Origin of the sequence: Microbacterium gubbeenense DSM 15944, from assembly GCF_000422745.1 — a bacterium.
In the GTDB taxonomy this organism is placed as follows: domain Bacteria; phylum Actinomycetota; class Actinomycetes; order Actinomycetales; family Microbacteriaceae; genus Microbacterium; species Microbacterium gubbeenense.
On the sequence record NZ_AUGQ01000007.1, the window covers coordinates 104279 to 127417 of the forward strand.

The window sequence follows — 23139 nt, forward strand, 5'->3', positions numbered from 1 at the left end:
AGGTCCTACGGCAGCCGCGGAACAGCTCCCATGAGCTTCCGCGTATAGGGATGGCGGGGCGCGCCGAGCACATCGCTCGTCGCGCCCCGTTCGACGATCCGGCCGCGCTCGAGCACGATGGTCTCCTCGCAGAGCTCCGCGACGACGCCGATGTCGTGCGAGACCATCACGAGCGTCATCTCGCTCGACGCGACGAGGTCTGCCAGCAGGTCGACGATTCTGACCCGTGTCGTGACATCGAGCGCGCTGACGGGCTCGTCCGCGAGAAGCACGCGCGGCTCGCAGACGATCGCACGGGCGATCGCGATGCGCTGGCGCTGGCCGCCGGAGAACTCGTGCGGATACCGGCGCGCGGCGTCCGCCGGCAGACCGACGCGCTCGAGCGCGCTCGCGACGCGGCGATCGAGCTCGTCGCCGCGCGCGATGCCGAGCGAGCGGATCGGCTCGCCGACGATCGCCGCGATGCGGCGGCGCGGATCGAGCGACGCGTACGGATCCTGGAACACGCACTGCACATCGCGCCGGAACTCGCGCATCATCGCCCGGTCGCGCCTCGCGAGCGGCCGATCGCCGTACAGCACCCGCCCCGACGTGGGCGTACGGAGGCCCAGCAGCAGGTTCAGGATCGTCGACTTGCCGGCGCCGGACTCGCCCACGATGGCGAGGTTCGTGCCGGGCTCAACCGCGAGGCTCGCGCGATCGACGGCGGGCGCGGCGCCCCGGCCGTACGCGACGGTCGCATCCTCGAGTGCCAGGAGCGTCATGAGCCCATCCGCCTCTCCAGCGCGTCCTCGAAGCGCTTCGCGCTCGCGATGAGCCCCGCTGTGTAATCGTGCTGCGGGAAGGCGAGCATCGCACCGACCTCGCCGCGCTCGACGACCTCGCCGCGCCGCATCACGAGCGCACGCGAGGCCACCTGCGAGACGACCGCGAGGTCGTGGCTGACGAACACCACGGACATCTCGCGCGCCGTCGCGATCTCGTCGATGAGCGCGAGCACCTCTGCCTGCACCGACACATCGAGCGCGGTGGTCGGTTCGTCGGCGAGCAGGACCTTCGGCTCGGCCGCAAGGGCGATCGCGATCGCGATGCGCTGGCGCTGCCCGCCCGACAGCTCGTGCGGGAACGCCCGCGAGATGCGGTTCTCGTCGGCCAGCGCGACCTGCGCGAGCAGGTCGCCGACGGCCCGCTTGAGGGCGGATCCGCGGGCGCCCCGGCGACGCAGGGGCTCGGCGATCTGCGCGCCGACGCGCATGAGCGGATCGAGCGCGGTGCGCGGCTCCTGGAAGACGGGCGCGGCCGCGCGGCCGCGGATCCGGTTCAGCGTGCGCTCGCGGGCGCCGACGATCTCGGTGCCGTCGAGCACGATGGATCCCTCGGCGGTGAGGCCTGGCGGCAGAAGGCCCATGATCGCGAGAGTAGTGAGCGACTTGCCCGATCCGGATTCGCCGATCAGGCCGATCCGCTCGCCCTCGTCGAGATCGAACGACAGACGGTCGACGAGGATCTTCTCGTCCGCGCGGATGGTGAGGTCCGAGACCGACAGCAGGCTCATGCGGCGGCCCTTTCTCGCGAGGTCGGATCGAGGCGGTCGCGCAGCCCATCGGCGATGAGGTTCACGCCGATGACCAGCACGACGATGAGGATTCCGGGCACGATGGCGCCCATGGGTGCGACGAGCACCGTCTGTTGCGACTCCTGCAGCAGGCGGCCCCACGACGCGTTGGGCGGCGGGGCACCGAGGCCCAGGTACGACAGACTCGCCTCGGCGAGCACCGCGAGCCCGAACTGCAGCGCGAGGCTCACCGCCAGCGTCGTCCAGATGTTGGGCAGCACGTGCCCCACGACGATGCCGAACCATCCGGTGCCCGACGTGCGCGCGGCGGTGACGTAGCTCGACTGCAGCACGCGTTTGGCGAGGATCCGGGTGAGGCGGGCGATGATCGCGCTCTGCGCGAGACCGATCGCGAGCACCGCGGTCCAGATCGTGGCCGGCTGGGCGGCGACGATCAGCATCGCGAGCAGCAGCGTCGGGAACGCGATGAGCACGTCGAGCAGGCCCGCGAGCGTGTCATCGAGCCACCCCTCGGCGAATGCCGCCGCGATGCCGCACACGATGCCGACGACGGCCGCGATGACGACCGCCCCGATGCCGGTGATCATCGCGATCCGCGCACCGATCATGAACTGGCTCGTGAGGTCGCGCCCGAGGCGGTCGGTGCCGAACAGGTAGCCGCCGACGCCCGGCGGCGTCAGCCGGCCGCCCGACGTGTCGGCGACCGGGTGGGGGAGCCACACGAGCGAGACGACCGCGATCGCGGCGATGAGCGCCGTGAGCAGGATCCCGACGCTGAGGGTGAGGGCGCGGCGCCTCATGCGCTCGCCTCCGAGAGCCGGTCGCGCAGGCGCGGGTCGATGATGCGCTGCGCGATGTCGGCGGCGAAGCCGATCACGAGCACCGCGAGCGTCGAGATGACGAGCACTCCCTGGATCACGGGGTAGTCGTGCTCGGCGATGCCGGTGACGAGCAGCGATCCGAGCCCCGGCAGGGCGAAGACCTGCTCGACGACGACGGCGCCAAGGAGGGTCGAGGCGAGCTCCATGCCCATGACGGCGACCACCGGAACGGCGGCGCTGCGCAGTCCGTGCCGCCACATGGCGAGGCCGAACGAGGATCCCATCGCGCGCGCCGTGCGCACGAAGTCACTGCCGGCCACGTCGAGCACGGCCGAGCGCACGTACCGGATCAGCGACGCGCTCATGATGATCGCGACCGTGGCGATCGGCAGGACGAGGCTCGTCAGGGCGGTCGGCGCGTCGGCCCAGCCGCCGAGCGGGAAGCCGCCCGCGGGGAGGATCCGGAGGTTCAGCGCGAAGATCACGATCAGGATCATTCCGAGCCAGAACACGGGAACCGCGATGCCGAGCTGCGCGACCGCGTTGAGCGCCGCGCCGTACCAGGTGCGCGCACGCGTCGCGGCGATGTACCCGCAGGGCACCGCGATGACGACCGCGACGAGGAATGCGATGAGCGTCAGCGGCAGCGTGACCCGGAGTCGCGCGGCCACCTCGTCGCCCACGGACAGGCCGCTCACGAAGCTCGTGCCGAGGTCGCCCGACGCGACCGAGGCGATCCAGGTCGTGAACTGCTGCAACAGCGGGAGGTTCGACCCGACCTGTTCGCGCGCCGCCTCGATCTGCTCGTCCGTCGCGCCGACCGCCACGAGCGCGTTCGCGGGATCCCCCGGGAGCACTCGCAGGAGCAGGAACAGCACGACGCTCGCGATGACGAGCGAGACGACGAGGAACAGCCCCCGGCGCAGCAGGTACCGGATCATGGGCGGCGCGCGGCGGAGATCACACCGACTTCTCGATGTCGTACGCGAAGAACTGCGAGTTCAGGCCATTGAGCGGGTAGCCCGTGACCGCGTTGGTGGCGACGACGATCTGCGGGTAGAGGTAGAGCCACTCGCTCGCCGCCTCCTCGGCTGTCTTCTCGGCGACGAGCTTCAGCAGCTCGGTCTGCTCGGCCTCGCTCGCGACGAGCTCGGACTGGGCGACCCACTCCTGCACCTCGGCGTTGTCGTAGCCCCAGTAGAAGTCGGGATCGCCGTACCAGACGAGGTCGCGGTCGTTGACGTGCTCCTGCATCGTCGCCTCGAAATCGCGGTTCTGGTAGACCTTCGTGTACCACTCGTCGGCGGAGATCGTGTTGATCTCGACGGTCACGCCGATGTCGGCGAGCTGCGACTGGATGAACGTCGCGGCCGTGGGGTGCGGGTCGTAGCTCGGGGTGTCGATCGTGAACGTGAAGCCGTCGGCGTACCCGGCCTCCTCGAGCAGGTCGGCGGCCTTCTGGGTGTCGTACGGGTCGAGCCCCGTGAGGTCCTCGTACCAGGGATCCGTCGGCGGCACCATCGAGCCGATGAGCGTGCCGTACTCGCCCCAGACGGAGTCGAGCAGCTTCTCGTCGTCGATCGCATACGAGACGGCCTGGCGCACGCGCACGTCGTCGAACGGCGCGGCGGCGTCGTTGAAGGCGAGCAGCAGCTTCGTCGTCGACTCGCCGTCGTTGATCACGAAATCGCCGCCGGACTCGAACATGGCGAGGCCGTCGGGGGACTGCTGGCTCGTGACGACGTCGACGGCGCCCGTCAGCAGCGCGTTGTTGAGGGCCGTCGCCTCGCTGAAGTACTGGAACACGACTTCCGCGTTCTTCGCCGGGTCGCCCCAGTAGTCGTCGCGGCGCTCGAGGCTGAGAGCGGATCCGCGGGTCCACTGGCCGACCGCGTACGGGCCGGTGCCGTCGGCCTCGGTCTTGCGATCGCCGTCGAACTCGCTGTTGACGATCCAGACGTAGCTGAGGTTGTAGATGAACGAGATCGACCGCTCCGACAGCGTCACCTCGACCGTGGAATCGTCGATCGCGGTGACCTGGTCGATCACGGCGAGCTGGCTCTTGCGGGCCGACTGCGAATCGTCGGCGGTGACCTTCTCGATCGAATAGACGACGTCGTCGGCCGTGAGCGCCTTGCCGCTCGCGAACGTCGCGCCCTCCTGGAGCGTGAACGTGTACGTCAGACCGTCCTCGCTCATCTCGTGCGAGGCGGCGAGCAGCGGCTCGACCCCGCCCGAGTCCGCGAGGCGGAACAGGCCCTCGTAGACGTTGCCCGTCAGCGCCTCGGTGACGCCCTGACCGCCGCCCGACGTGTTGTCGAGGTTCTGCGGCTCGTACATCGACCCGATGCTGATCGTCGCGTCGGCGTCGACCTGCGCGCCCGCCGGAAGCTCTTCCGGGCCGCCCTCGGGCGACTCGGCCGCCGGTGAGCAGGAAGCGAGGACGAGGCCCGCCGTGACGATGACGGTCGCTGTCGCGATCTTGAGGGTGCGCATCGGGATCCTATTTCTGCGGTTGTGTGGGAGGAAGATCAGTCGGTGAAGCGCGGCAGCTTCTCGCCGGCGTGCAAAGCGACGTGCAGGCGATTCTGCACGGGCGGCATGGGGCAGTTGAACTGGTCGCTGAAGCCGCACGGGGGGACGAACGCGCGGTTGAAATCGAGCGTGACGCGGTCGCCGTCGGGCTCGTCGACGAACAGGAACCGGCCGGCGCCGTACGTCTCGTCGCCGTTGGTCGGATCGCCGAAGACGAGGAGCAATCGGCCGTCGTCATCGAACGCGCTGAGCGCGTACTCGGCGCCCGCGATCGTCGCGGTGATCGTGCCGGGCACGGCCTTGTCGCGGGATCCGCCGTTGTCGCGGATGTGCTCGAAGGCGACGGAGTGGCCCTCGGGGTTCTTCTCGTACGAGGCCTCAATCACCCAGTCGGGGTCGTAGTCGTAGACATCGACGGCGGTGAACCGCGTGATCGCGTCGCTCGCGACGTCCCACACGCGCAGCCCGTGCTCGACCGCGCCCGTGTCGATGTTCTCGCGCTCGAGGGCCGTGACGGTCTTCGTCGGCTCGAGATCGGCGCGCTCGGCCTCGAGGTCGGGCGTCTCTCCCGCCGGCAGCCAGCGGGTTTCGACGAGCGCGAGATTGCCCATCGGGCCGACGAGTGCGGCCATGCGGCTCGTGTGCCATTCGCGCCAGTCGGCGCGCGCGGTCGATGCAGTCATACGAATAATTCTATGGGCGGTCTCTGGGCGCAGACTCAATCGAAGATATCGCCGATGAGCCCGCCGAGGATCGCACCGCCGAGCAGGCCGCCGAGCATGTCGCCGCCGCCCATTCCGCCGCCGCGGCGACCGCCCATTCCGCCGCCCCACCCGGATCCGCCCCAGTCGTCGCGCCGTGCCTGATCGATGTCGCGCTGGGCGAGCTGCAGCGACTCGTGCGCGAGCTGCGAGCTGCGGTGCGCCATGTCGCGCGCGCGTTCGCGGGTGTCTTCGTCGGCGACGAGCGTGCCGGCGTCGATGCGCAGCCGCTCGGCCTCCGCGAGGCGGGTGCGGGCATCCGCGCCGATCAGGGCGCGGTGGCTGTCGAGCAGGCCGCGGGCGGCGCCGATCGCGCGGTCGGCGGCCTCGACGTCGTGCGCGACGTGCTCGATCGAGGGGATGTTCCTCTGCGCGCGCTCCCGGGCCCGGTCGAGGGCGGCGTTCAGCTCGCTGACGCGGGCGAGCTCGGCGAACGGGTCGCCCGGCGTGCCGACGGGCGCGAGGTCAGACAGGCCCTGCTCGAGCTCGGAGATGGCGCGGGTGACCGATTCGGTCTGGCGCTCGGTGCGCGCCTCGCCGATGTCGCCGCGCGAGTCGGCGACGACCTCCGACAGCGTGTTCTGGGCTCGCATGGCCTCGATCTCGAAGTCGTCGACGGCGTCGAGGATCGCCTGCGCGCGCCGAACGGCCTCGATCGCGGCCTCGAGCGCGACGAGCGCATCGTCCTTGCGGCCCGCCTCGCGGCGACGCTCGGCGACGTCGCACGAGTGCAGCGCGAAATCGACGAGCTGGCGCCCCTCGGCGGGGTTCGCGCCGATGCGCTGCAGCGCGGCGTGAGCGTACCGCGTGCGCAGCCGCTCGACGGTCTGCTCGGCGGCGGGCAGCCGGTCCGCGATCCGCTTCGCCTCCTGGCGCGTGCTCTCGCGCACGCGCGGCGCCTCGCGCACCTTCGCGACGCGATCCTTCAGCGCCTCGGTGCGCTCGTCGAGCACATCCTCGGCCCACTCGCACAGCTGCGCGATGCGGGCGTTGCGGGTGCGCAGCTCTTCGGCGGTGTCGGGGATGTGGTCGTGGTTCAGCTGGTGCAGCTCGAAGGCCTCCCGCATGTGCAGGGCGACCGCGTCGAGCCCGTCGCGCAGATCCTTCGTCGCGGCGTCCCCGAGCTCGGCCGATGCGAACGCGAGCTCGTCGCGGGTCGTGCGGATGCGCTCATCCGCGGCGACGAGCGCCTTCTGCGCCTTCGTCGACAGCACGTGATCCGCGGCATCCTGCCGCTCCTGCTCTTCGCGCTTTCGCTTGCCCCAGAACGCCATGGGTCGATTCTATGGTGCCCGAACGGGGCCGCGGTCGTCGGCACCGGTCTTCCGGGCGCGCGCAATGAGGTTGCCCAGGTGGTAGATGACGAGCGCCGCGACGGTGCCGAGCACGATGCCGCCGAATTCGAAGCCCTCGATCTGCATCGTGAAGCCCGCGATGCCGATCACGAGCGACACCGCCGCGGTGTATTGATTGACCGGTCGCGAGAAGTCGACGCGGCCGTCGACCCAGATCTTGATGCCGATGATGCCGATCAGGCCGTACAGCGCCGTCGTGACGCCGCCGAGCACCCCGGGCGGGATCGAATTGAACACGGCGCCGATCTTCGGCGAGAAGGCGAGCAGGATCGCGGCGAACCCGGCGACCCAGTACACGGCCGTCGAGTAGACGCGCGTGGCCGCCATCACGCCGATGTTCTCGCCGTAGGTCGTCGTGCCGCTTCCTCCGGCCGCGCCGGCGAGGGTGGTCGCGATGCCGTCGGCGATGAGCGCGCGGCCCGTGTGCTCGTTGAGCGAGGGATCGTTCGTCATGGTCGCCACCCCGCGGATGTGGCCGACGTTCTCGGCGACGAGCACGAGCACGACGGGCAGGAACATCGCGAGCGTGGACCACGTGCCGGGCGCCGCGAAGTCGGGGACGTGGAACTGCGGAACGCCGATCCAGGCGGCGTCTGAGATCGCCTGCGAGGGCGTGATGCCGGTCACGGCGTTCGGCACCTCGAACGCGCCCGTGGCCACCGCGTATACGAAACCGATCGCGACGCCGATGAAGATGGAGATGCGGCCGAGGAATCCGCGGAACACGACGGCGGCGAGAATCGTCGCCGCGAGCGTGATCGAGGCGGCGACCGGGTCGGCCTGGAAATTCCCCCACGCGGTCGGCGCGAGGTTGAAGCCGATCAGCGCGACGATCGCGCCGGCCACGACGGGCGGCATGAGCGCGTCGACCCAGCGGATCCCCGCGACCTGCACGACGATGCCGACGATCGCGAGCAGCACGCCGACGGCGACGACGCCGGCGAGCGCGGATCCGATGGCGCCCGACGCGGTCGCGGCCGTGATCGGCGCGATGAACGCGAACGAGCTGCCGAGGTAGCTCGGCATGCGGTTGCGCGTGATGAGGAGGAACAGGATCGTGCCGATGCCGGAGAACAGCAGCGTCGTCGGCACGGGGAAGCCCGTCAGCGTCGGAACGAGGAACGTCGCGCCGAACATCGCGACGACGTGCTGCACGCCCATCGCCATCGTGGCGGGCCAGTTGAGGCGCTCGCCGGGAGCCACCACCTCATCGGGTGCGACATCCTTGCCGTTTCCGTGCAGCGTCCAACCGAACATGGATCCCCTTCGCGTGCGGGCCGCGCGCGCGACCGCGTCTACGTTACCGGTCAGGCGATCGCGGTGCGGAGCGAGGCGCGATGAGGCTCGCCGAATCGGATCCGCGCACTTGAGCGCGCGCATAGGCCGCGGCCGATAACATGGGCGGGTATGTCTTCCGCCGCCAGACGGGGGCATCCGGCGAGTCGCCCACGCGCTCGCCGCAATCGACCTGGGAGTGACACGTGGCAAATCCGTTCGAGAAGCTGCTCCGCGCGGGCGAGGGGCGCCTCCGGCGCAAGCTCCAGCGCGTCGTGAACGCCGTGAACGACCTCGAGGAGAGCTACGAGAAGCTGAGCGACGAGGATCTGCGCAACGAGACGACCGTGCTGCGCGAGCGCCACGAGAAGGGCGAGTCGCTCGACCAGCTGATGCCCGAGGCCTTCGCAGCCGTCCGCGAAGCGGCCCGCCGCACGCTCGGCATGCGCGCCTACGACGTCCAGGTGATGGGCGGCGCAGCCCTCCACGACGGCAGCATCGCCGAGATGAAGACCGGTGAGGGCAAGACCCTCGTCGCGACCTTCGCCGCGTACCTCAACGCGATCCCCGCCAAGGGCGTGCACGTCATCACGACGAACGACTACCTCGCGAGCTACCAGGCCGAGCTGATGGGCCGCATCTATCGCGCCCTCGGAATGTCGACGGGCATCGTGGTCTCCGGTCAGACCCCCGTCGTGCGCCGCGAGCAGTACAACGCCGACATCACGTACGGGACGAACAACGAGTTCGGCTTCGACTACCTGCGCGACAACATGGCCTGGCGCAAGGAAGACCTGGTGCAGCGCGCGCCGTTCTTCGCGCTCGTGGATGAGGTCGACTCGATCCTCATCGACGAGGCCCGCACGCCGCTCATCATCTCGGGCCCGTCGGCCGGCGAGGCGAACCGCTGGTTCGGGGAGTTCGCGAAGATCGCCATGGTGCTCGAGGAGGGGGTCGACTACGAGGTCGACCTCAAGAAGCGCACGATCGGCGTGCTCGAGCCCGGCATCGAGAAGGTCGAGGACCACCTCGGCGTCGAGAACCTCTACGAGTCGGCGAACACGCCCCTGATCTCGTTCCTGAACAACTCGATCAAGGCGATCGCGCTGTTCAACCGCGACCAGGACTACGTCGTCATCGACGACGAGGTGCAGATCGTCGACGAGCACACGGGCCGCATCCTCTCCGGCCGCCGCTACAGCGAGGGCATGCACCAGGCGATCGAGGCCAAGGAGAACGTTCCGGTCAAGGCCGAGAACCAGACCCTCGCCACCGTCACGCTGCAGAACTACTTCCGCCTGTACGACAAGCTCGCCGGCATGACCGGTACCGCCGAGACCGAGGCCGCCGAGTTCATGTCGACCTATGAGCTCAGCGTGTTCCCGATCCCGACGAACAAGCCGATGATCCGCAAGGACGAGCAGGACGTCATCTACCGCACTGAGGCGGGCAAATTCGACCAGCTCATCGCCGACATCGCCGAGCGGCACGAGAAGGGCCAGCCGGTCCTCGTCGGCACCGTGAGCGTCGAGAAGAGCGAGAAGCTGTCGACGCTGCTGAAGAAGCAGGGGATCCGTCACGAGGTCCTGAACGCGAAGAACCACGCGCGCGAGGCCGAGGTCGTCTCGGTCGCCGGGCGCCTCGGCGCCGTCACGGTCGCGACGAACATGGCCGGACGCGGAACGGACATCATGCTGGGCGGCAACGCCGAGTTCCTCGCGGTGCAGGAGATGAAGAAGCGCGGGCTCGACCCCGAGGAGAACTCGGAGGAGTACGAAGCCGCGTGGGACGAGGTCTTCGCCGACGTGAAAGCGCGCGTCGACGAGGAGGGCGACAAGGTCCGCGAGGTCGGCGGGCTGTACGTGCTCGGAACCGAGCGCCACGAGTCGCGCCGCATCGACAACCAGCTGCGCGGTCGCTCCGGCCGTCAGGGCGACCCCGGTGAGAGCCGCTTCTACCTCTCGCTCGAGGACGACCTCATGCGACGGTTCCGCTCGCCGCTCGCCGACGCGATGCTCGCGCGCACCGACTTCGACGACGCGCAGGTCATCACCGGCCGCACGCTCACGGGCCTGATCAAGAACGCCCAGGCGCAGATCGAGGCGCGCAACGCCGACTCGCGCAAGAACGTGCTGAAGTACGACGACGTGCTGAACCGCCAGCGCCTCGCGATTTACTCGGATCGCCGCGTGATCCTCGAGGGCGACAACATCGCCGAGCGCGTGCAGCACTTCATGGAGGACGCGATCACCCAGGTGATCCGCGACCACACCGCGAAGGGCCACGACGAGAGCTGGGACTTCGACGCGCTCTGGACCGAGCTGAAGTCGCTGTACCCGATGGACGTCACGGTCGAGGAAGTCGCCGCCGACGCGCGCACGCGCAAGGGCGGGATCGACCAGGAGGGCCTCATCCGCGAGATCCTCTCCGACGCGAAGATCGCGTACGACAAGCGCGAGGAGTCGCTCGGCGGTGAGGCGATGCGCGAGCTCGAGCGCCGCGTCGTGCTGCAGGTGCTCGATCGCCGCTGGCGCGACCACCTCTACGAGATGGACTACCTGAAGGACGGCATCGGCCTGCGCTCGATGGCGCAGCGCGACCCGCTCATCGAGTACCAGCGCGAGGGCCACCTCATGTACGAGACGATGATGAACCAGATCAAGGAGGAGACCGTCGGCTACATGTTCAACCTGGAGGTTCAGGTGAACGAGCAGGCCGGCGGATCCGTCGAGGCGAAGGGTCTGGCGGGCGCGCCCGAGGCGAACCAGCAGAAGCTTGCGTACTCCGCCCCGGACGAGGACGGTGACGCCGAGGTGCACGACGCCGACGGCAACGTCGCGGGCGGATCGGCGCGGCCGAACACGACGTCCGGCACGCCTCAGAACCGCGAGGAGCGCCGCAAGCAGGCCAAGCGCAACCGCTGATGCACGGCCGAGGGGGATGTGCGTGCGCCCCGTGCACGGGCATATGCTGAGTCGATGACAGCGCCTCGCCCCCTCGACCAGTCGTCAAAGCTTAAGAACGTCCTCTACGAGATCCGCGGCGCGGCGCTGGCGGAGGCCACACGGCTCGAGAGCGCCGGGCACACGATCCTCAAGCTGAACACCGGCAACCCCGCGATCTTCGGGTTCGAGGCGCCGTATCAGATCGTCCGCGACATGCTGCGCGCCGTCCCCACCGCGCACGGGTACACCGATGCCCGCGGGATCGTCGAGGCGCGTCGCGCGATCGTGAGCCGGTACGAGAATGTCCCCGGTTTCCCACGCTTCGACGTCGATGACGTTTATCTCGGCAACGGCGTCTCCGAGCTCATCACGATGACGACGCAGGCCCTCCTCGACGAGGGCGACGAGGTGCTGATCCCGGCGCCCGACTACCCGCTCTGGACCGCGATGACGAGCCTGTCCGGCGGCACTCCGGTGCACTACCTCGCCGACGAGGACAACGGGTGGCAGCCCGACCTCGAGGACATCCGGTCGAAGGTCACGCCGCGCACCAAGGCGATCGTCGTCATCAACCCCAACAACCCCACCGGCGCCGTATACTCCCGCGAGGTCCTCGAGGGCATTGCACAGATCGCGCGTGAGAACTCGCTGCTGATCCTGAGCGACGAGATCTACGACCGCATCCTGTACGACGACGCCGTGCACACGTCGATGGCGCAGGTGGCCCCCGATCTGCTGTGCCTCACGTTCAACGGACTCTCGAAGACCTACCGCGTCGCCGGCTATCGCGCCGGGTGGCTCGTCATCACGGGGCCGCACGACCACGCCGCGGGCTTCCTCGAGGGGATCCAGCTGCTCGCGTCGACGCGCCTCAGCCCGAACGCGCCGGGACAGCACGCCGTCCTCGCCGCGCTGACGGGATCGCAGTCGATCGACGCGCTCATCGCCCCGTCCGGGCGTCTGCACCAGCAGCGCGACATCTCGTGGGAGGGCCTCAACTCGATCCCGGGCGTCAGTTGCGTCAAACCCGAGGGGGCGCTGTACGCCTTCCCGCGCCTCGATCCCGAGGTGCACGAGATCCATGACGACAAGAAGCTGATCTACGACTTGCTGAAGGCCGAGCACATCCTCCTCGTCGAGGGCACCGGCTTCAACTGGGCGACCCCCGATCACCTGCGCGTCGTGAACCTCCCCGAGCCGCGCGTGCTGTCCGAGGCGATCGAGCGCCTCGGCAACTTCCTCGCCTCGTACCGGCAGTAGCGGGGCTCAGAGCACGGCGAGCGAGGTCGCGCGCCACCGTCCGTCGAACCCCTCGAGCCGCATCGCGACGGCCCGCGTGCGCACGGGCGTGGCGATGATCACGGTCGCCTCCGTGACGCCGTCGGCGGGGGAGGAGCAGATCACCCGCCGCACCATGTACGGCGGCTGCTTCGCGATCTGCCCTCGAGCGCTGCGCGCGCGAACCGCGAGATTCGCGCGGATCACGAGCGCGCTGTACGACTCCTCGTTGAGCCAGCGCGCGAGCTGCTCGACGTCGCGGACGCCGGCGATGACCTCCAGCACACCGCCCGCGAGGGTCGAGACGAGCGGCTGCGGATCGGGAAGCCGCGCCGTGCCCGTATGCTGGCGAGCGAACAGGTCATGCACTTCTTGCGTCTTGTGTACGGCGAGATGAGGCGACATATGTGTTCTTCTGGTTCCGATGATGCGGGAATGTTATATATTCCACCCATCGTGGTGGCGTCGACGCGACACGCGGTAGAAGAATATATGCCTGTGCAGAGGCTGAATGGCCACTGAGCGCGAGCTGTACGCTCGGGGGATGTCTCAGGAGCGCTGGGATCCGTTCTTCGAGGATCTGGAGCAGCAGTTCGCCGCCGAGCGGGACCTCGCGCGCGATGAGCTCGCGAGCGAGCACGAGCGCGTGCGCATCGCCGGGCTGTCGCTCCGCGACCGGCTCGCGGCGGGAACAGGGCGCCGGATCGTGGCCGACCTCGGACCCGCGGGCGTCAACCGGCTGCGGATCGAGGCGATCGGGGCCGACTGGGTCGCGGGATCGGATGAGGACCGGCCCGGGCTCCTGATCGTGCGCATCGACGCGCTGGAGGCGGTCGAGTTCGCCCCCGAGGATCGCGAGGCGACGCTCGCCGGCGGCGAGACGGATCCGCTCGCGCGGCGGATGACGTTCGGGTTCGTGATGCGCGCGCTCACGCGCCGTCGCGCGATGATCTCGGTCGGCCTGGTGCGGGGCGCGCTCGCCGCGGGCACCCCGTCGCTCGCGGGATCCGACCACCTCGACCTCGCGATCCACGACGCGGGCGCCGCGCCGCGCGGATCCGAGGTGCACGGCGTGCGCACGATCTCGTTCCGGGCGATCGGCTGGGTGCGCACCGCCTCGCGCCGGGACGCGGGCGTGGTCTGAGGGCGCCCGCCTAGAACCGCGTGTGCGTTCCCCACACCTCGGGGAGGCTCGCCGCGTTCGACTGACGCCACAGCGCGTGGCGGCGGCTCAGCTCGTTCTGATCGTCGAGATATTCGCTCACGCTCTCGCGCTCGATCCGCCACGATGCGGGCACCCCGAGTCGCGTCGCCCGCAGGCGGCCCTCGTGGATGAGCGCCGCCACGTCGTCGGGCGTGATCGACAGCAGCTCCGCCACCTGAGCGGGTGTGAAGAACTGCGCGCCGGAATCCGTGGACATGCTCCCATTATGGTCTCGTCGCGCGTCGCCGAGGCGGCCTGTGGATAACTTTCGAGGCCATCCGCGAAAATCTGTCACTATCTCGTGCATGGCATCTTCAGCGCGGATCACCCGCACATCGCACCGGTCGCGGCTCGACATCCGCTTCCTCATCGGGGCGATTCTGATCGTGGTCTCGATCGTCGGCGTGTGGTTCGTCGTCACCTCGGCGCGCGAGACGACTCCGGTCCTGGCGGCCGCCCACGCGCTCGTGCCCGGACAGGCGGTCACCGCGTCCGACGTGGTGGAGATCGAGGCGCACCTCGGTGCCGCCTCGGGCGGGTACCTCGTGCCCGACGATCTCGACGACGGCATCGTGTCGACCCGTGTCGTCGCCGAGGGCGAGATCGTGCCCGCCTCGGCGATCACCGCCTCCGACAAAGCCGACCAGACGACGGTCGTGGTCCGCAGCGCGCTCGGCGTGCCGGCTGATATCCAGCCGGGCGCCCAGGTCGAGCTGTGGGCGGCGCCGGCGGTCGGCCCGCAAGAGTTCGGCGAGCCCCTCGTCATCGCGGCCGCCGCGATCGTCGCCGACGTGCGCGAGGACGAGGGCGTCGTGACGGGCACGGGAGCGACCCTCGAGCTTACGGTGCCGCGCGAGGTCGTGTCGAAGGTGCTGCAGCACGTCGCGGCAGGCTCCGCACTGTCGGCCGTTCCCGCGTCCGTGCCGCGCGAGCTGCCCGAGGAGGCAGCCGAACAGGTGCCCACGACCCACGAGCCCGACGAGACGGCGGCGCCGGACGCCGAGGCGGACGACGAATGAGCGCGCTGGTCGCGGCCGGGGAACCGCACGGATCCCGGATCGCCTCCGCGCTCGCGGAAGTCGGCGTCGAGGTGACGTCCCTCGTGCGGCCCGACGAGCTGATCGCTGCGGTGAGCGACGCGTCATCGCCCGTGTGGCAGGCGCTGCGCGAGGCGGATTCGGTCGTGCTGCACGCGACCAGGGCCGTCCTGGCGCCCGAGATCATCGCGATGTGCGACCGCAGCGGCGCGCGCATCATCGCGCTCGCCGATCGGGCCGCCGAGCGACGCGCCGTGGCGGCATTCGGGCTGCCGGCGGCGCTGCCGCTCGATGCCGACGGGACCGAGATCCTCGCGGCGATCGAGACGCGCGTGCTCGGCCCCGATGAGCGCGCCGACGAGCGCCCGCGCGGATCCGTCACGGTCGTGTGGGGGCCGAACGGCGCGCCCGGGCGCACGACGGTCGCCCTCGCGCTCGCGGCCTCGCTCGCGGCCGGCGGATCCCGCGTGGCGCTCGTCGACGCCGACACCCACGCGCCGTCGATCGCTCAGCGGCTCGACCTGCCCGAGGAGGCGCCGGGCTTTCCCGCCGCGTGCCGGCAGACCGACTACGGCGTGCTGGACGGGCCCGAGCTCACGCGCCTGAGCGCGCCCGTCGACATCGGCGAGCACCCGCTCGAGGTCCTCACGGGGATCAACCGCCCCACGCGCTGGCCCGAGCTGTCGGCCGGGCGGGTCGCAGCGGCGCTCGACGTCGCCCGCGACTGGTCGGATCACGTCGTCGTCGACATCGGGGCGCCCCTCGAGACCGACGAGGAGATCGTGAGCGACATCGGTGCGCCCCGGCGCAATCAGGCGGCGCTCGCCGCGCTCACGGCGGCCGATACGATCCTCGCGGTCGCGGCGGCGGATCCGGTGGGGATCGCGCGCATCGTGCGCGGCCTGGCGCGCCTCGACGAGGTCGCGCCCGCCGCCGAGAGGCGCGTGGTCGTCAATCGCATGCGGCAGGCGCCGTTCGGCATCGATGCCACCCAGCAGGTGCGGCGGGCGCTCGATCAGTACGCGCCGGGGGAGGAGACGTGGTTCCTGCCCGACGATCAGCGGGCCGCCGACGACGCGCTGCGCCGCGCCGCCCCGATCCTTTCGCGCCGCAGGGCCGGGTTCTCACACGCATTGGGCGCGCTCGCCGCTACGCTGTGAAGCGTGTCGACTCTCAGCGATCTCCTCAATGCCCAGAACCAACTGAGCGAGAAAGACATCGAGTGGATCCATCGCGTTCACGGCGACGGCCAGCTCCTCGCCGACCTCGCCTCGGCCGACATCGTCATCTGGGGGCGCACCTCCGACGAGTCGTTCCGCGCCGTCGGGCACGTGCGGCCCTCGGGCGCGGCGACGCTGTTCTATCGCGATATCGTCGGCGATCGGGTGAGGCCGCAGTGGCAGAGTCAGGTGCGCCAGGCGTTCTCGACCGGTGAGATCGTCGACTCCTCGAGCCCCGAGTGGTTCGAGGAGACGCCGACCCGCGTGAAGGCCGTGCCGATCGTGCGCCGCGACGACGACGGATCCGCGGTGCTCGGCGTGATCACGCGCCACACGAACCTCAGCGAGGTGCGCGCGCCGTCGCGGCAGCAGCTCACGTTCGATGAGTGCGCCAACGCGATCTTCGGCATGATCGCTACGGGCGACTATCCCGATGAGGCTTCACCGATGGGCCCGCGCCGCGGGGCCCCGCGCGCCGCCGACGGGCTGATCCGGCTCGACGTCGACGGCGTGGTCACCTTCGCGAGCCCCAACGGTCTCAGCGCGTTTAACCGCATCGGCTTCGTCGACGAGCTCGAGGGCGAGACGCTCTCCGACGTCGCCCGCCAGATCATGCCGCCCGAGCGCGATGCGTCGGCCGACGAGGCGTCGCTTCCCGTGCTGCTGACCGGGCGCACCCCCTGGCGCGCGGACATCGAGGCGCGCGGGGTCACGGTGGCGCTGCGCATCATTCCGCTGCGCCGCGACCGCAAGCGCATCGGCGCGGTCGTGCTCTGCCGCGACGTCAGCGAGCTGCGCAATCAGGAGCAGGAGCTGCTGACGAAGGACGCGACGATCCGGGAGATCCACCACCGCGTGAAGAACAACCTGCAGACGGTCGCGTCGCTGCTGCGGATCCAGGCTCGCCGCACCTCGAGCGAGGAGGCGCGCGAGTCGCTGCTGCAGGCGATGCAGCGCGTCGCGGCGATCGCGGTCGTGCACGACACGCTGTCCGAGGGGCTCAGCCAGAAGGCCGACTTCGACGAGGTGTTCTCCCGCGTTCTGCGCCTCGTCGCCGAGGTCGCCGCCGCCCAGAACACCGTCGCGCATACGCGCAAGACGGGCACGTTCGGCACACTGCCGAGCGAATACGCGAACCCGTTGGCGCTCGCGCTGACCGAGGTCGTCACGAACGCGGTCGAACACGGCCTCGCCGGCCGCGAGGGCCAGGTCGAGATCGTGGCCGACCGGGACGACGAAGAACTGCGCGTGCGGGTGCGCGACAGCGGCAGCGGCCTGCCCGAGGGCAAGGTCGGGCGCGGTCTCGGAACGCAGATCGTGCGCACGCTCGTCGAGGGCGAGCTGAGCGGCACGATCGAGTGGCGCTCGATCGGCGACGACGATCCCGAGTTCCACGGCGGCACGGAGGTCGCGATCGACATTCCGCTGCGCTGGGTCAAGTAGCACCGCACGCAGAAACCCCGCCCTCGGGCGGGGTTTCTGCGAAAGAGGGGGTCAGCCGGCGCGGCGTGCGCGGGCGGCGCGGCGCTTCAGCGCGCGGCGCTCGTCTTCGCTCAGCCCGCCCCAGACGCCCGAATCCTGACCGGTCTCGAGCGCGTACTGCAGGCACACCTCGGTCACGGTGCATCGCGCACACACCGACTTGGCCTTCTCGATCTGGTCGACTGCTGGTCCGGTGTTGCCGACGGGGAAGAACAGCTCGGGGTCGACCGTCAGGCACGCAGCCTTATCACGCCAATCCATGCGGAATGCTCCTTGCGAGGTGGTGGGGTTGAGAGTGACAGCGCTGCTCGGTGTGTGAACTACGCTGGATGTATGACGGGGCGATCGCCCCGCACCCCACCACGCTGTGGGAAACACACCGTTAACAATTGTCATACAGACGGTTGTCGCGATCAAGGGTTTTGGCAAAGTTCCAGGAACTCTCGGCTGTTCGGGGAAAAATCCGTCGAAGGAGTTGGCGAATGTCGTCCGAGTCGATCGACCGCACGCCCGCCGTTCGCCTCGGCTCCGTTCTGCTCGCGATCGAGGCCGTGGCCGTCGTGGTTCTCGCGGGGTGGCAGGTCGTCGAGCTCGTCACGAGCGAGCCCGCATCGATCGCGACGTCGATCGCGCTCGTCGTCATGACGCTCGTCGCCGCGTTCGCGCTCTTTGCGTTCGCGCGCGGGGTCTGGGGCGGGCGCTCCTGGGGGAGATCCGGCGGGATCGTGGCGCAGGTGCTGATCTTCGCCGTCGCGCTCGGGTCGGTGCAGGGCGGCGCCGGCCACTGGGGGATCGCGGCGCTGCTCGCGGCGCCCGCCGTTCTGACGTTCGTCGTGCTGATCCTCGCATCGAGGCCCGCGGGCCCCGGCACCTCGCCGCGCTGACCCGTCGCGGTCCGGCCCGGATCTCGGATTCATCCGGGTGACGGGAATACCTCGCTTCGCCGTGCGTTTAACTTGACAAGTACCGACTCAACTCAGCATTGTTGAGCCAGGACGCATCAAGTATCACGAGGAGAGTGACATGCCCGATACCGCTGGTTCCTTCGACGAGTTCCTCGCGCGCTACCTGCAGGGGCAGCGCGCCCAGGATGCGCGCACCATCGACATTCGACGCTTCCTGAGCGCCCGCACCCGCGCCGTCATCCAGGCCGCGGGCGCCTACGCGCTCGGCCGCGGGCAGACCGAGGTCGATCAGCTGCACCTGCTGCACGTGCTGCCGAGCGACGAACAGGTCCAGGGCGCGCTCGCGGGCATCAGCATCGACGCGTCGGACATCGCCGAGGCCACGGAGGCTTCGCTGCCGGAGGCGACGGATGCCTCCGGTGAGACGTCCGCGCAACTGACGCCCTCGGCGCAGCGCGCCCTGTTCCACGCGGTGCAGGTGGCCCGGAGCTCGGGCGCGACGTACGTCGACCCCGAGCACCTCTTCTTCGCGCTCGTGCTCGCGCAGGACACCCCGGCGGGACGGATCCTCTCGCGCCACGGCGCATCGCCCGAGGCGCTCCTGAACGGCGCGCGCGAGCAGGCGGTGGAGGGATCCGCCCAGGCGCAGGGCGCCGCGAAGGCCTCGATGCTCGAGACGTACGGCATCGACCTCACCCAGCTCGCCCGCGACGGGCAGCTCGATCCGGTGATCGGCCGCGCGGAGGAGATCGAACAGACGATCGAGATCCTCTCGCGCCGCACGAAGAACAACCCCGTGCTCGTCGGAGAGGCCGGCGTCGGGAAGACCGCGATCGCCGAGGGCCTCGCCCGCGCGATCGTCGCCGACGAGGTGCCGCCGCAGCTGCACGGAAAGCGCGTTGTGAGCATCGACATGGCGGGCATGCTCTCGGGCGCGAAGTTCCGCGGCGACTTCGAGGAGCGGCTGACGAAGACGATGGAGGAGGTCGCCGAGAACAAGGGCGAGGTGATCCTGTTCATCGACGAGCTCCACATGATCGTCGGCGCCGGAGGCGGCGGGGAATCCGGCGCGATGGACGCCGGCAACATCCTGAAGCCGCGCCTCGCCCGCGGCGACCTGCACCTCGTGGGCGCCACGACGCTCGACGAGTACCGCCGTATCGAGAAGGACGGCGCCCTCGCGCGCCGATTCCAGCCGGTGCGCGTGGGCGAACCGTCGATCGACGACGCCGTCGCGATCCTCGATGGCCTGCGCGAGGCGTACGAGGCGCACCACGACGTGACCTACACGGCGGAGGCGCTGCGCGCCGCGGTCGAGCTGAGCGATCGATACATCTCGGACCGCGTGCTGCCCGATAAGGCCATCGACCTGATCGACCAGGCCGGGGCGCGCCTGCGCCTGAGCCTCGGCGCGACCGTGACCGACGAGGAGCGCACCGCCCGCATCGCCGAGCTCGAGCGCGAGAAGAACGAGGCCGTCGCAGCGGAGGATTACGAGGAGGCCTCGCGGATCCGCGACGAGATCGCGAGCGCCTCGAGCCGCCCGTCTTCGGGCGCGGCCGTGGTCGACGAGGCGCAGATCGCCGAGGTCGTCAGCCGCGCCACGGGAATCCCCGCGACGCGCATGACCGAGGCCGAGCAGCAGCGCCTCGCCGTGCTCGAGCAGGAGCTGCACGCTAGGGTGGTCGGCCAGGACGAGGCCGTCGCCGCTGTCGCCAAGGCCGTGCGCCGCAGTCGTACGGGCATGGGAGATGCGCGCCGCCCCGTCGGATCCTTCCTGTTCCTCGGTCCGACCGGCGTCGGCAAGACCGAGCTCGCGAAGTCGCTCGCGCAGAGCCTCTTCGACGACGAGCACGCGGTCGTGCGCTTCGACATGAGCGAGTTCGGCGAGCGGCACAACGTCAGCCGCCTCGTCGGCGCCCCTCCGGGCTACGTCGGCTACGACGAGGCCGGGCAGCTCACCGAGCGCGTGCGCCGCAACCCGTACTCGGTCGTCCTGTTCGACGAGATCGAGAAGGCGCACCCCGACGTATTCAACCTGCTGCTGCAGGTGCTCGACGATGGTCGCCTCACCGACGGACAGGGGCGCACGGTCGACTTCCGGCACGCGGTCATCATCATGACCTCGAACCTCGGAAGCGAGTTCCTGGCATCGCGCGCGGGCGCGCTCGGGTTCTCGTCGGCCGGGCGCGAGTTCGACGAGAAGGATCTCTACGACCGCGTGATGGGCCGGCTGCGCGAGAACATGCGCCCCGAGTTCCTGAACCGCATCGACGAGATCGTCCTGTTCCGCAAGCTCGATAAGCAGCAGCTGCGAGAGATCGTCGACGTCGTGCTCGAGGCGTCCCGGAGGCGCCTTGCGGCGCGTGCGGTGTCGCTCGAGGTCACGCCCGCGGCTCTCGAGAGGATCGCCGATGAGGGCTACCAGCCTGAGTACGGCGCCCGCCCGCTGCGCCGCGTGATCCAGCGCGAGGTCGACGATCGCATCGCCGACCTGTTCGTCTCCGGCGAGCTGTCAGACGGCGGATCCGTTCGCGTGGACGCCGACGACGACGGGATTCGCGTGGAGGCCGCCGTCTCGGCGCTGGCGTGATGCTCTGACCAAGCGTTCCCCGCCTGCGCGACGCAGGCGGGGAACGCTTTCGTATGCGGCGCCTATGCGTCAGAACAGCAGGTATACGGCGCCGGCGAGGGTGAGGACGACGACGATCCGGTCGAATGTCTTCCGCGAGATGCGCGTGACGACCGCGCGCCCGATGACGGCGCCGAGCAACACCGGAATGACGAGGAGCAGATCCATCCAGAGCGTCTCCTGCGTGATCAGCCCGAGGCTGATCGAGACCGGCAGCTTGACGATGTTGATGACCGCGAAGAACCACGCCGCCGTGCCGAGGAACGCGTTCACGGAGAACCGCGACGCGAGGAAGTACATCGACATCACGGGGCCGCCCGCGTTGGCGACCATCGTCGTGAAGCCGCCGAGGGAACCGTAGGCGATGGCCGCGCCGCGCCCGGAGCGATTCTCTGCTGCCTGCTGGATCCTGCGCCGCCAGAGCGTCAGGGCCACGACGCCGATCAGGAGCACGCCGATCGAGCGCTTCACCCACGTATCGCCGACGAACGCGAGGAACGCGGCGCCGATCACGAGGCCGGCGACCACCGAGGGCGTCAGCCGCAGCAGCGTGCGCCAGTCGGCGTGGCGCCGATACAGCGCGAGCGCCAACATGTCGCCGAGGATCAGCAGCAGGAGCATCGCGGCGGTCGACTCGCGCGCGGGAAGCACGGCCGCGAACAGGGCGATGCCGACCGTGTTCGAGCCGGGAAGTCCGGTCTTCGAGATCCCGACCGACATGGATCCGACGCACAGCGCCAGCCAGGCGATGGCGTCGAGATCGGGGAGGACCACGTCGAGCTACACGAGGGCGTCGAGCGCAGCGCGCAGGTCGTCGATGAGATCCGTCGGATCCTCGAGACCGACCGAGAGGCGCAGGCTCGCCCACGAGATGCCGGCGGCCTCGAGCTGCGCGGGCGTCATGTGGCCGTGCGTCATGGACGCCGGGTGGCACACGAGCGTGCGGGCATCGCCGATGTTGGCGACGAGCGTGACGACCTCGAGACGCTCGATGAGGCGCTCGGCGCGAGAGAAGGCCTGCTCGTTCGTCTCGCCGTTCGCACCCGCGAGCTCGAACGCGAAGACGGACGGCACGCCCTTCGGATACAGGCGCGCGCCGGCCGCGTGATGGGGGTTGCTCTCGAGCCCCGGGTGATGCACGACTTTCACGGTCGGATGCGAGTCGAGGAAGCGCGCGACCTCGAGCGCCGACGCCGTGTGGCGCGCCATGCGCAGGTCGAGCGTCTCGAGGCCCTCGAGCAGCTGGAACGCGTTGAACGGGCTGAGCGCCGGGCCGAGGTCGGCGACGAACCTGCTCTTGATCAGTGTCGTGAACGCCGTGCTGCGACCGAACGCGTCCCAGAGCGCCACGTCTCCGTAGCGCCAGTGCGGCTCGAACAGGCTGGGCCACTTCGCGGGATCCGCGGCGAAGTCGAAGGTGCCGAGGTCGACGACGAGTCCGCCGAGGCTCGTGCCGTGCCCGCTGATGAACTTGGTCGCCGAGTGCACGACGATGTCGGCCCCGTGATCCTTCACGCGGATGAGCGACGGCGTGCCGACGGTGTTGTCGATGACGAGCGGCACCCCGGCCGCGTGCGCGACCTCCGCGACGGCGGGGATATCGAGCACCTGCGCCACGGGGTTCGCGACCGATTCGGCGAAGAACGCGCGCGTGGAGGGGCGCACGGCGGCGCGCCACGCCTCGATGTCGTCCTGGTCGACGAACGTGACCTCGATGCCGAGGTCGCGGAACGTGTCGTCGAAGAGATCGACCGTGCCGCCGTAGAGCGAGCTCGACGCCACGATGTGACCGCCGCGGCCCGCGAGCGCGAGGGTCGCGACGGCCGTCGCGGCCTGGCCGGAGGCGACCGCGGCCGCCGCGACGCCGCCCTCGAGCGCCGCGATGCGCCGTTCGAGCACCGCCTGGGTGGGGTTGCCGTTGCGGCTGTAGATGTTGCCGGTCGCGCGCAGCGCGAACAGCTCGCGCGCCTCGGTCAGTGACGCGAAGCGGTACGCCGACGTCTGGTAGATCGGCGTCGCGACCGCGTTCTGCGGCGTGCCGGGCACGTAGCCCTCGTGGAGCTGAACGGTGGCGGCGGCGAGCGGGCGAGACGTCATAGTGACCATTGTCGTG

Annotated in this window: 21 protein-coding genes; 8 read left to right on the forward strand and 13 right to left on the reverse strand. The window is 70.0% G+C overall.

Annotated features, from left to right (window positions below; all coding sequences use genetic code 11):
* Positions 1–5 precede the first annotated feature (5 nt).
* Genes G510_RS0106440 through G510_RS0106475 form a run of 8 tightly spaced genes read right to left on the reverse strand, consistent with a single transcriptional unit; the run spans position 6 to position 8305 of the window.
* A complete protein-coding gene (locus G510_RS0106440; protein WP_029152968.1) occupies positions 6–764 on the reverse strand; it encodes an ABC transporter ATP-binding protein in 759 nt (252 codons plus the stop codon).
* A complete protein-coding gene (locus G510_RS0106445) occupies positions 761–1555 on the reverse strand; it encodes an ABC transporter ATP-binding protein (protein WP_029152969.1) in 795 nt (264 codons plus the stop codon). The genes G510_RS0106440 and G510_RS0106445 overlap by 4 nt, the downstream gene beginning before the upstream one ends.
* Positions 1552–2376 carry an ABC transporter permease gene (locus tag G510_RS15675; RefSeq protein ID WP_036322206.1) on the reverse strand — a complete coding sequence of 275 codons (825 nt, stop codon included), beginning with the start codon at positions 2374–2376 and terminating at the stop codon, positions 1552–1554. The genes G510_RS0106445 and G510_RS15675 overlap by 4 nt, the downstream gene beginning before the upstream one ends.
* Complete coding sequence (locus tag G510_RS0106455) at positions 2373–3338, reverse strand: ABC transporter permease (protein ID WP_029152970.1); 966 nt, start codon at positions 3336–3338, stop codon at positions 2373–2375. Before G510_RS0106455 ends, G510_RS15675 begins: the two co-directional genes overlap by 4 nt.
* Before the next feature lie 19 nt (positions 3339–3357).
* Positions 3358–4893, reverse strand: a complete 1536-nt coding sequence (locus G510_RS0106460) for an ABC transporter substrate-binding protein (RefSeq protein WP_029152971.1) — start codon at positions 4891–4893, stop codon at positions 3358–3360.
* Positions 4894–4928: 35 nt separating this feature from the next.
* Positions 4929–5615, reverse strand: coding sequence for a DUF1684 domain-containing protein (locus tag G510_RS0106465; RefSeq protein ID WP_036322208.1), 687 nt, complete (start codon positions 5613–5615; stop codon positions 4929–4931).
* 35 nt (positions 5616–5650) lie between these two features.
* Entirely contained in the window at positions 5651–6967 is a 1317-nt protein-coding gene (locus G510_RS0106470; RefSeq protein WP_029152973.1) for a coiled-coil domain-containing protein, read from the reverse strand.
* A gap of 9 nt (positions 6968–6976) precedes the next feature.
* Complete coding sequence (locus tag G510_RS0106475; protein WP_029152974.1) at positions 6977–8305, reverse strand: uracil-xanthine permease family protein; 1329 nt, start codon at positions 8303–8305, stop codon at positions 6977–6979.
* Positions 8306–8529: 224 nt separating this feature from the next.
* Between G510_RS0106475 and secA the strand changes: the two genes are divergently transcribed.
* Positions 8530–11247, forward strand: coding sequence for a preprotein translocase subunit SecA (gene secA / locus G510_RS15680; protein ID WP_084644240.1), 2718 nt, complete (start codon positions 8530–8532; stop codon positions 11245–11247).
* A 54-nt stretch (positions 11248–11301) separates the two neighbouring features.
* Positions 11302–12528, forward strand: a complete 1227-nt coding sequence (locus G510_RS0106485; RefSeq protein ID WP_029152975.1) for a pyridoxal phosphate-dependent aminotransferase — start codon at positions 11302–11304, stop codon at positions 12526–12528.
* Positions 12529–12534: 6 nt separating this feature from the next.
* Here the strand turns inward: G510_RS0106485 and G510_RS0106490 are convergent, their stop codons facing one another.
* Complete coding sequence (locus tag G510_RS0106490; RefSeq protein ID WP_029152976.1) at positions 12535–12951, reverse strand: Rv3235 family protein; 417 nt, start codon at positions 12949–12951, stop codon at positions 12535–12537.
* A 139-nt stretch (positions 12952–13090) separates the two neighbouring features.
* On the opposite strand from G510_RS0106490, the gene G510_RS0106495 reads away from it, so the two are divergent.
* Positions 13091–13690, forward strand: coding sequence for a hypothetical protein (locus G510_RS0106495; RefSeq protein ID WP_036322265.1), 600 nt, complete (start codon positions 13091–13093; stop codon positions 13688–13690).
* A 10-nt stretch (positions 13691–13700) separates the two neighbouring features.
* On the opposite strand, the gene G510_RS0106500 is transcribed toward G510_RS0106495, so the two are convergent.
* Complete coding sequence (locus G510_RS0106500; RefSeq protein WP_029152978.1) at positions 13701–13967, reverse strand: helix-turn-helix domain-containing protein; 267 nt, start codon at positions 13965–13967, stop codon at positions 13701–13703.
* An 88-nt stretch (positions 13968–14055) separates the two neighbouring features.
* Between G510_RS0106500 and G510_RS15685 the strand changes: the two genes are divergently transcribed.
* The 3 genes from G510_RS15685 to G510_RS0106515 are packed head-to-tail and all read left to right on the forward strand — an operon-like array spanning position 14056 to position 17450.
* Positions 14056–14769: a hypothetical protein gene (locus G510_RS15685; protein WP_051216495.1), complete on the forward strand. Its 714-nt coding sequence runs from the start codon at positions 14056–14058 to the stop codon at positions 14767–14769.
* Positions 14766–15947 carry a CpaE/TadZ family protein gene (locus tag G510_RS15690; protein ID WP_051216497.1) on the forward strand — a complete coding sequence of 394 codons (1182 nt, stop codon included), beginning with the start codon at positions 14766–14768 and terminating at the stop codon, positions 15945–15947. Before G510_RS15685 ends, G510_RS15690 begins: the two co-directional genes overlap by 4 nt.
* Before the next feature lie 3 nt (positions 15948–15950).
* The gene (locus G510_RS0106515) at positions 15951–17450 is read left to right on the forward strand and encodes a sensor histidine kinase (RefSeq protein ID WP_029152979.1); all 1500 of its coding nucleotides are present in this window, start codon (positions 15951–15953) and stop codon (positions 17448–17450) included.
* A 51-nt stretch (positions 17451–17501) separates the two neighbouring features.
* Here the strand turns inward: G510_RS0106515 and G510_RS0106520 are convergent, their stop codons facing one another.
* Entirely contained in the window at positions 17502–17750 is a 249-nt protein-coding gene (locus G510_RS0106520) for a WhiB family transcriptional regulator (RefSeq protein WP_029152980.1), read from the reverse strand.
* A gap of 221 nt (positions 17751–17971) precedes the next feature.
* Here G510_RS0106520 and G510_RS0106525 point away from each other — a divergent pair, with 221 nt between their 5' ends.
* Positions 17972–18373 carry a hypothetical protein gene (locus tag G510_RS0106525; protein ID WP_051216499.1) on the forward strand — a complete coding sequence of 134 codons (402 nt, stop codon included), beginning with the start codon at positions 17972–17974 and terminating at the stop codon, positions 18371–18373.
* Positions 18374–18512: 139 nt separating this feature from the next.
* Complete coding sequence (locus tag G510_RS0106530) at positions 18513–20987, forward strand: ATP-dependent Clp protease ATP-binding subunit (RefSeq protein WP_029152982.1); 2475 nt, start codon at positions 18513–18515, stop codon at positions 20985–20987.
* Between the two features lie 69 nt (positions 20988–21056).
* Here the strand turns inward: G510_RS0106530 and G510_RS0106535 are convergent, their stop codons facing one another.
* Both G510_RS0106535 and G510_RS0106540 read right to left on the reverse strand, forming a co-directional pair.
* Positions 21057–21746 carry a sulfite exporter TauE/SafE family protein gene (locus G510_RS0106535; protein ID WP_051216525.1) on the reverse strand — a complete coding sequence of 230 codons (690 nt, stop codon included), beginning with the start codon at positions 21744–21746 and terminating at the stop codon, positions 21057–21059.
* Positions 21747–21806: 60 nt separating this feature from the next.
* On the reverse strand, positions 21807–23123 hold the full coding sequence (locus G510_RS0106540; protein WP_036322211.1) for an O-acetylhomoserine aminocarboxypropyltransferase/cysteine synthase family protein: 1317 nt from the start codon (positions 23121–23123) through the stop codon (positions 21807–21809).
* Positions 23124–23139 lie beyond the last annotated feature (16 nt).

Coding starts and splice junctions, on each gene's coding strand:
- G510_RS0106440 (WP_029152968.1), bottom strand. CDS start 764: ATGACGCTCCTGGCACTCGAGGATGCGACCGTCGCGTACGGCCGGGGC.
- G510_RS0106445 (WP_029152969.1), bottom strand. CDS start 1,555: ATGAGCCTGCTGTCGGTCTCGGACCTCACCATCCGCGCGGACGAGAAG.
- G510_RS15675 (WP_036322206.1), bottom strand. CDS start 2,376: ATGAGGCGCCGCGCCCTCACCCTCAGCGTCGGGATCCTGCTCACGGCG.
- G510_RS0106455 (WP_029152970.1), bottom strand. CDS start 3,338: ATGATCCGGTACCTGCTGCGCCGGGGGCTGTTCCTCGTCGTCTCGCTC.
- G510_RS0106460 (WP_029152971.1), bottom strand. CDS start 4,893: ATGCGCACCCTCAAGATCGCGACAGCGACCGTCATCGTCACGGCGGGC.
- G510_RS0106465 (WP_036322208.1), bottom strand. CDS start 5,615: ATGACTGCATCGACCGCGCGCGCCGACTGGCGCGAATGGCACACGAGC.
- G510_RS0106470 (WP_029152973.1), bottom strand. CDS start 6,967: ATGGCGTTCTGGGGCAAGCGAAAGCGCGAAGAGCAGGAGCGGCAGGAT.
- G510_RS0106475 (WP_029152974.1), bottom strand. CDS start 8,305: ATGTTCGGTTGGACGCTGCACGGAAACGGCAAGGATGTCGCACCCGAT.
- G510_RS0106485 (WP_029152975.1), top strand. CDS start 11,302: ATGACAGCGCCTCGCCCCCTCGACCAGTCGTCAAAGCTTAAGAACGTC.
- G510_RS0106490 (WP_029152976.1), bottom strand. CDS start 12,951: ATGTCGCCTCATCTCGCCGTACACAAGACGCAAGAAGTGCATGACCTG.
- G510_RS0106495 (WP_036322265.1), top strand. CDS start 13,091: ATGTCTCAGGAGCGCTGGGATCCGTTCTTCGAGGATCTGGAGCAGCAG.
- G510_RS0106500 (WP_029152978.1), bottom strand. CDS start 13,967: ATGTCCACGGATTCCGGCGCGCAGTTCTTCACACCCGCTCAGGTGGCG.
- G510_RS15685 (WP_051216495.1), top strand. CDS start 14,056: ATGGCATCTTCAGCGCGGATCACCCGCACATCGCACCGGTCGCGGCTC.
- G510_RS15690 (WP_051216497.1), top strand. CDS start 14,766: ATGAGCGCGCTGGTCGCGGCCGGGGAACCGCACGGATCCCGGATCGCC.
- G510_RS0106520 (WP_029152980.1), bottom strand. CDS start 17,750: ATGGATTGGCGTGATAAGGCTGCGTGCCTGACGGTCGACCCCGAGCTG.
- G510_RS0106525 (WP_051216499.1), top strand. CDS start 17,972: ATGTCGTCCGAGTCGATCGACCGCACGCCCGCCGTTCGCCTCGGCTCC.
- G510_RS0106530 (WP_029152982.1), top strand. CDS start 18,513: ATGCCCGATACCGCTGGTTCCTTCGACGAGTTCCTCGCGCGCTACCTG.
- G510_RS0106535 (WP_051216525.1), bottom strand. CDS start 21,746: ATGTCGGTCGGGATCTCGAAGACCGGACTTCCCGGCTCGAACACGGTC.
- G510_RS0106540 (WP_036322211.1), bottom strand. CDS start 23,123: ATGACGTCTCGCCCGCTCGCCGCCGCCACCGTTCAGCTCCACGAGGGC.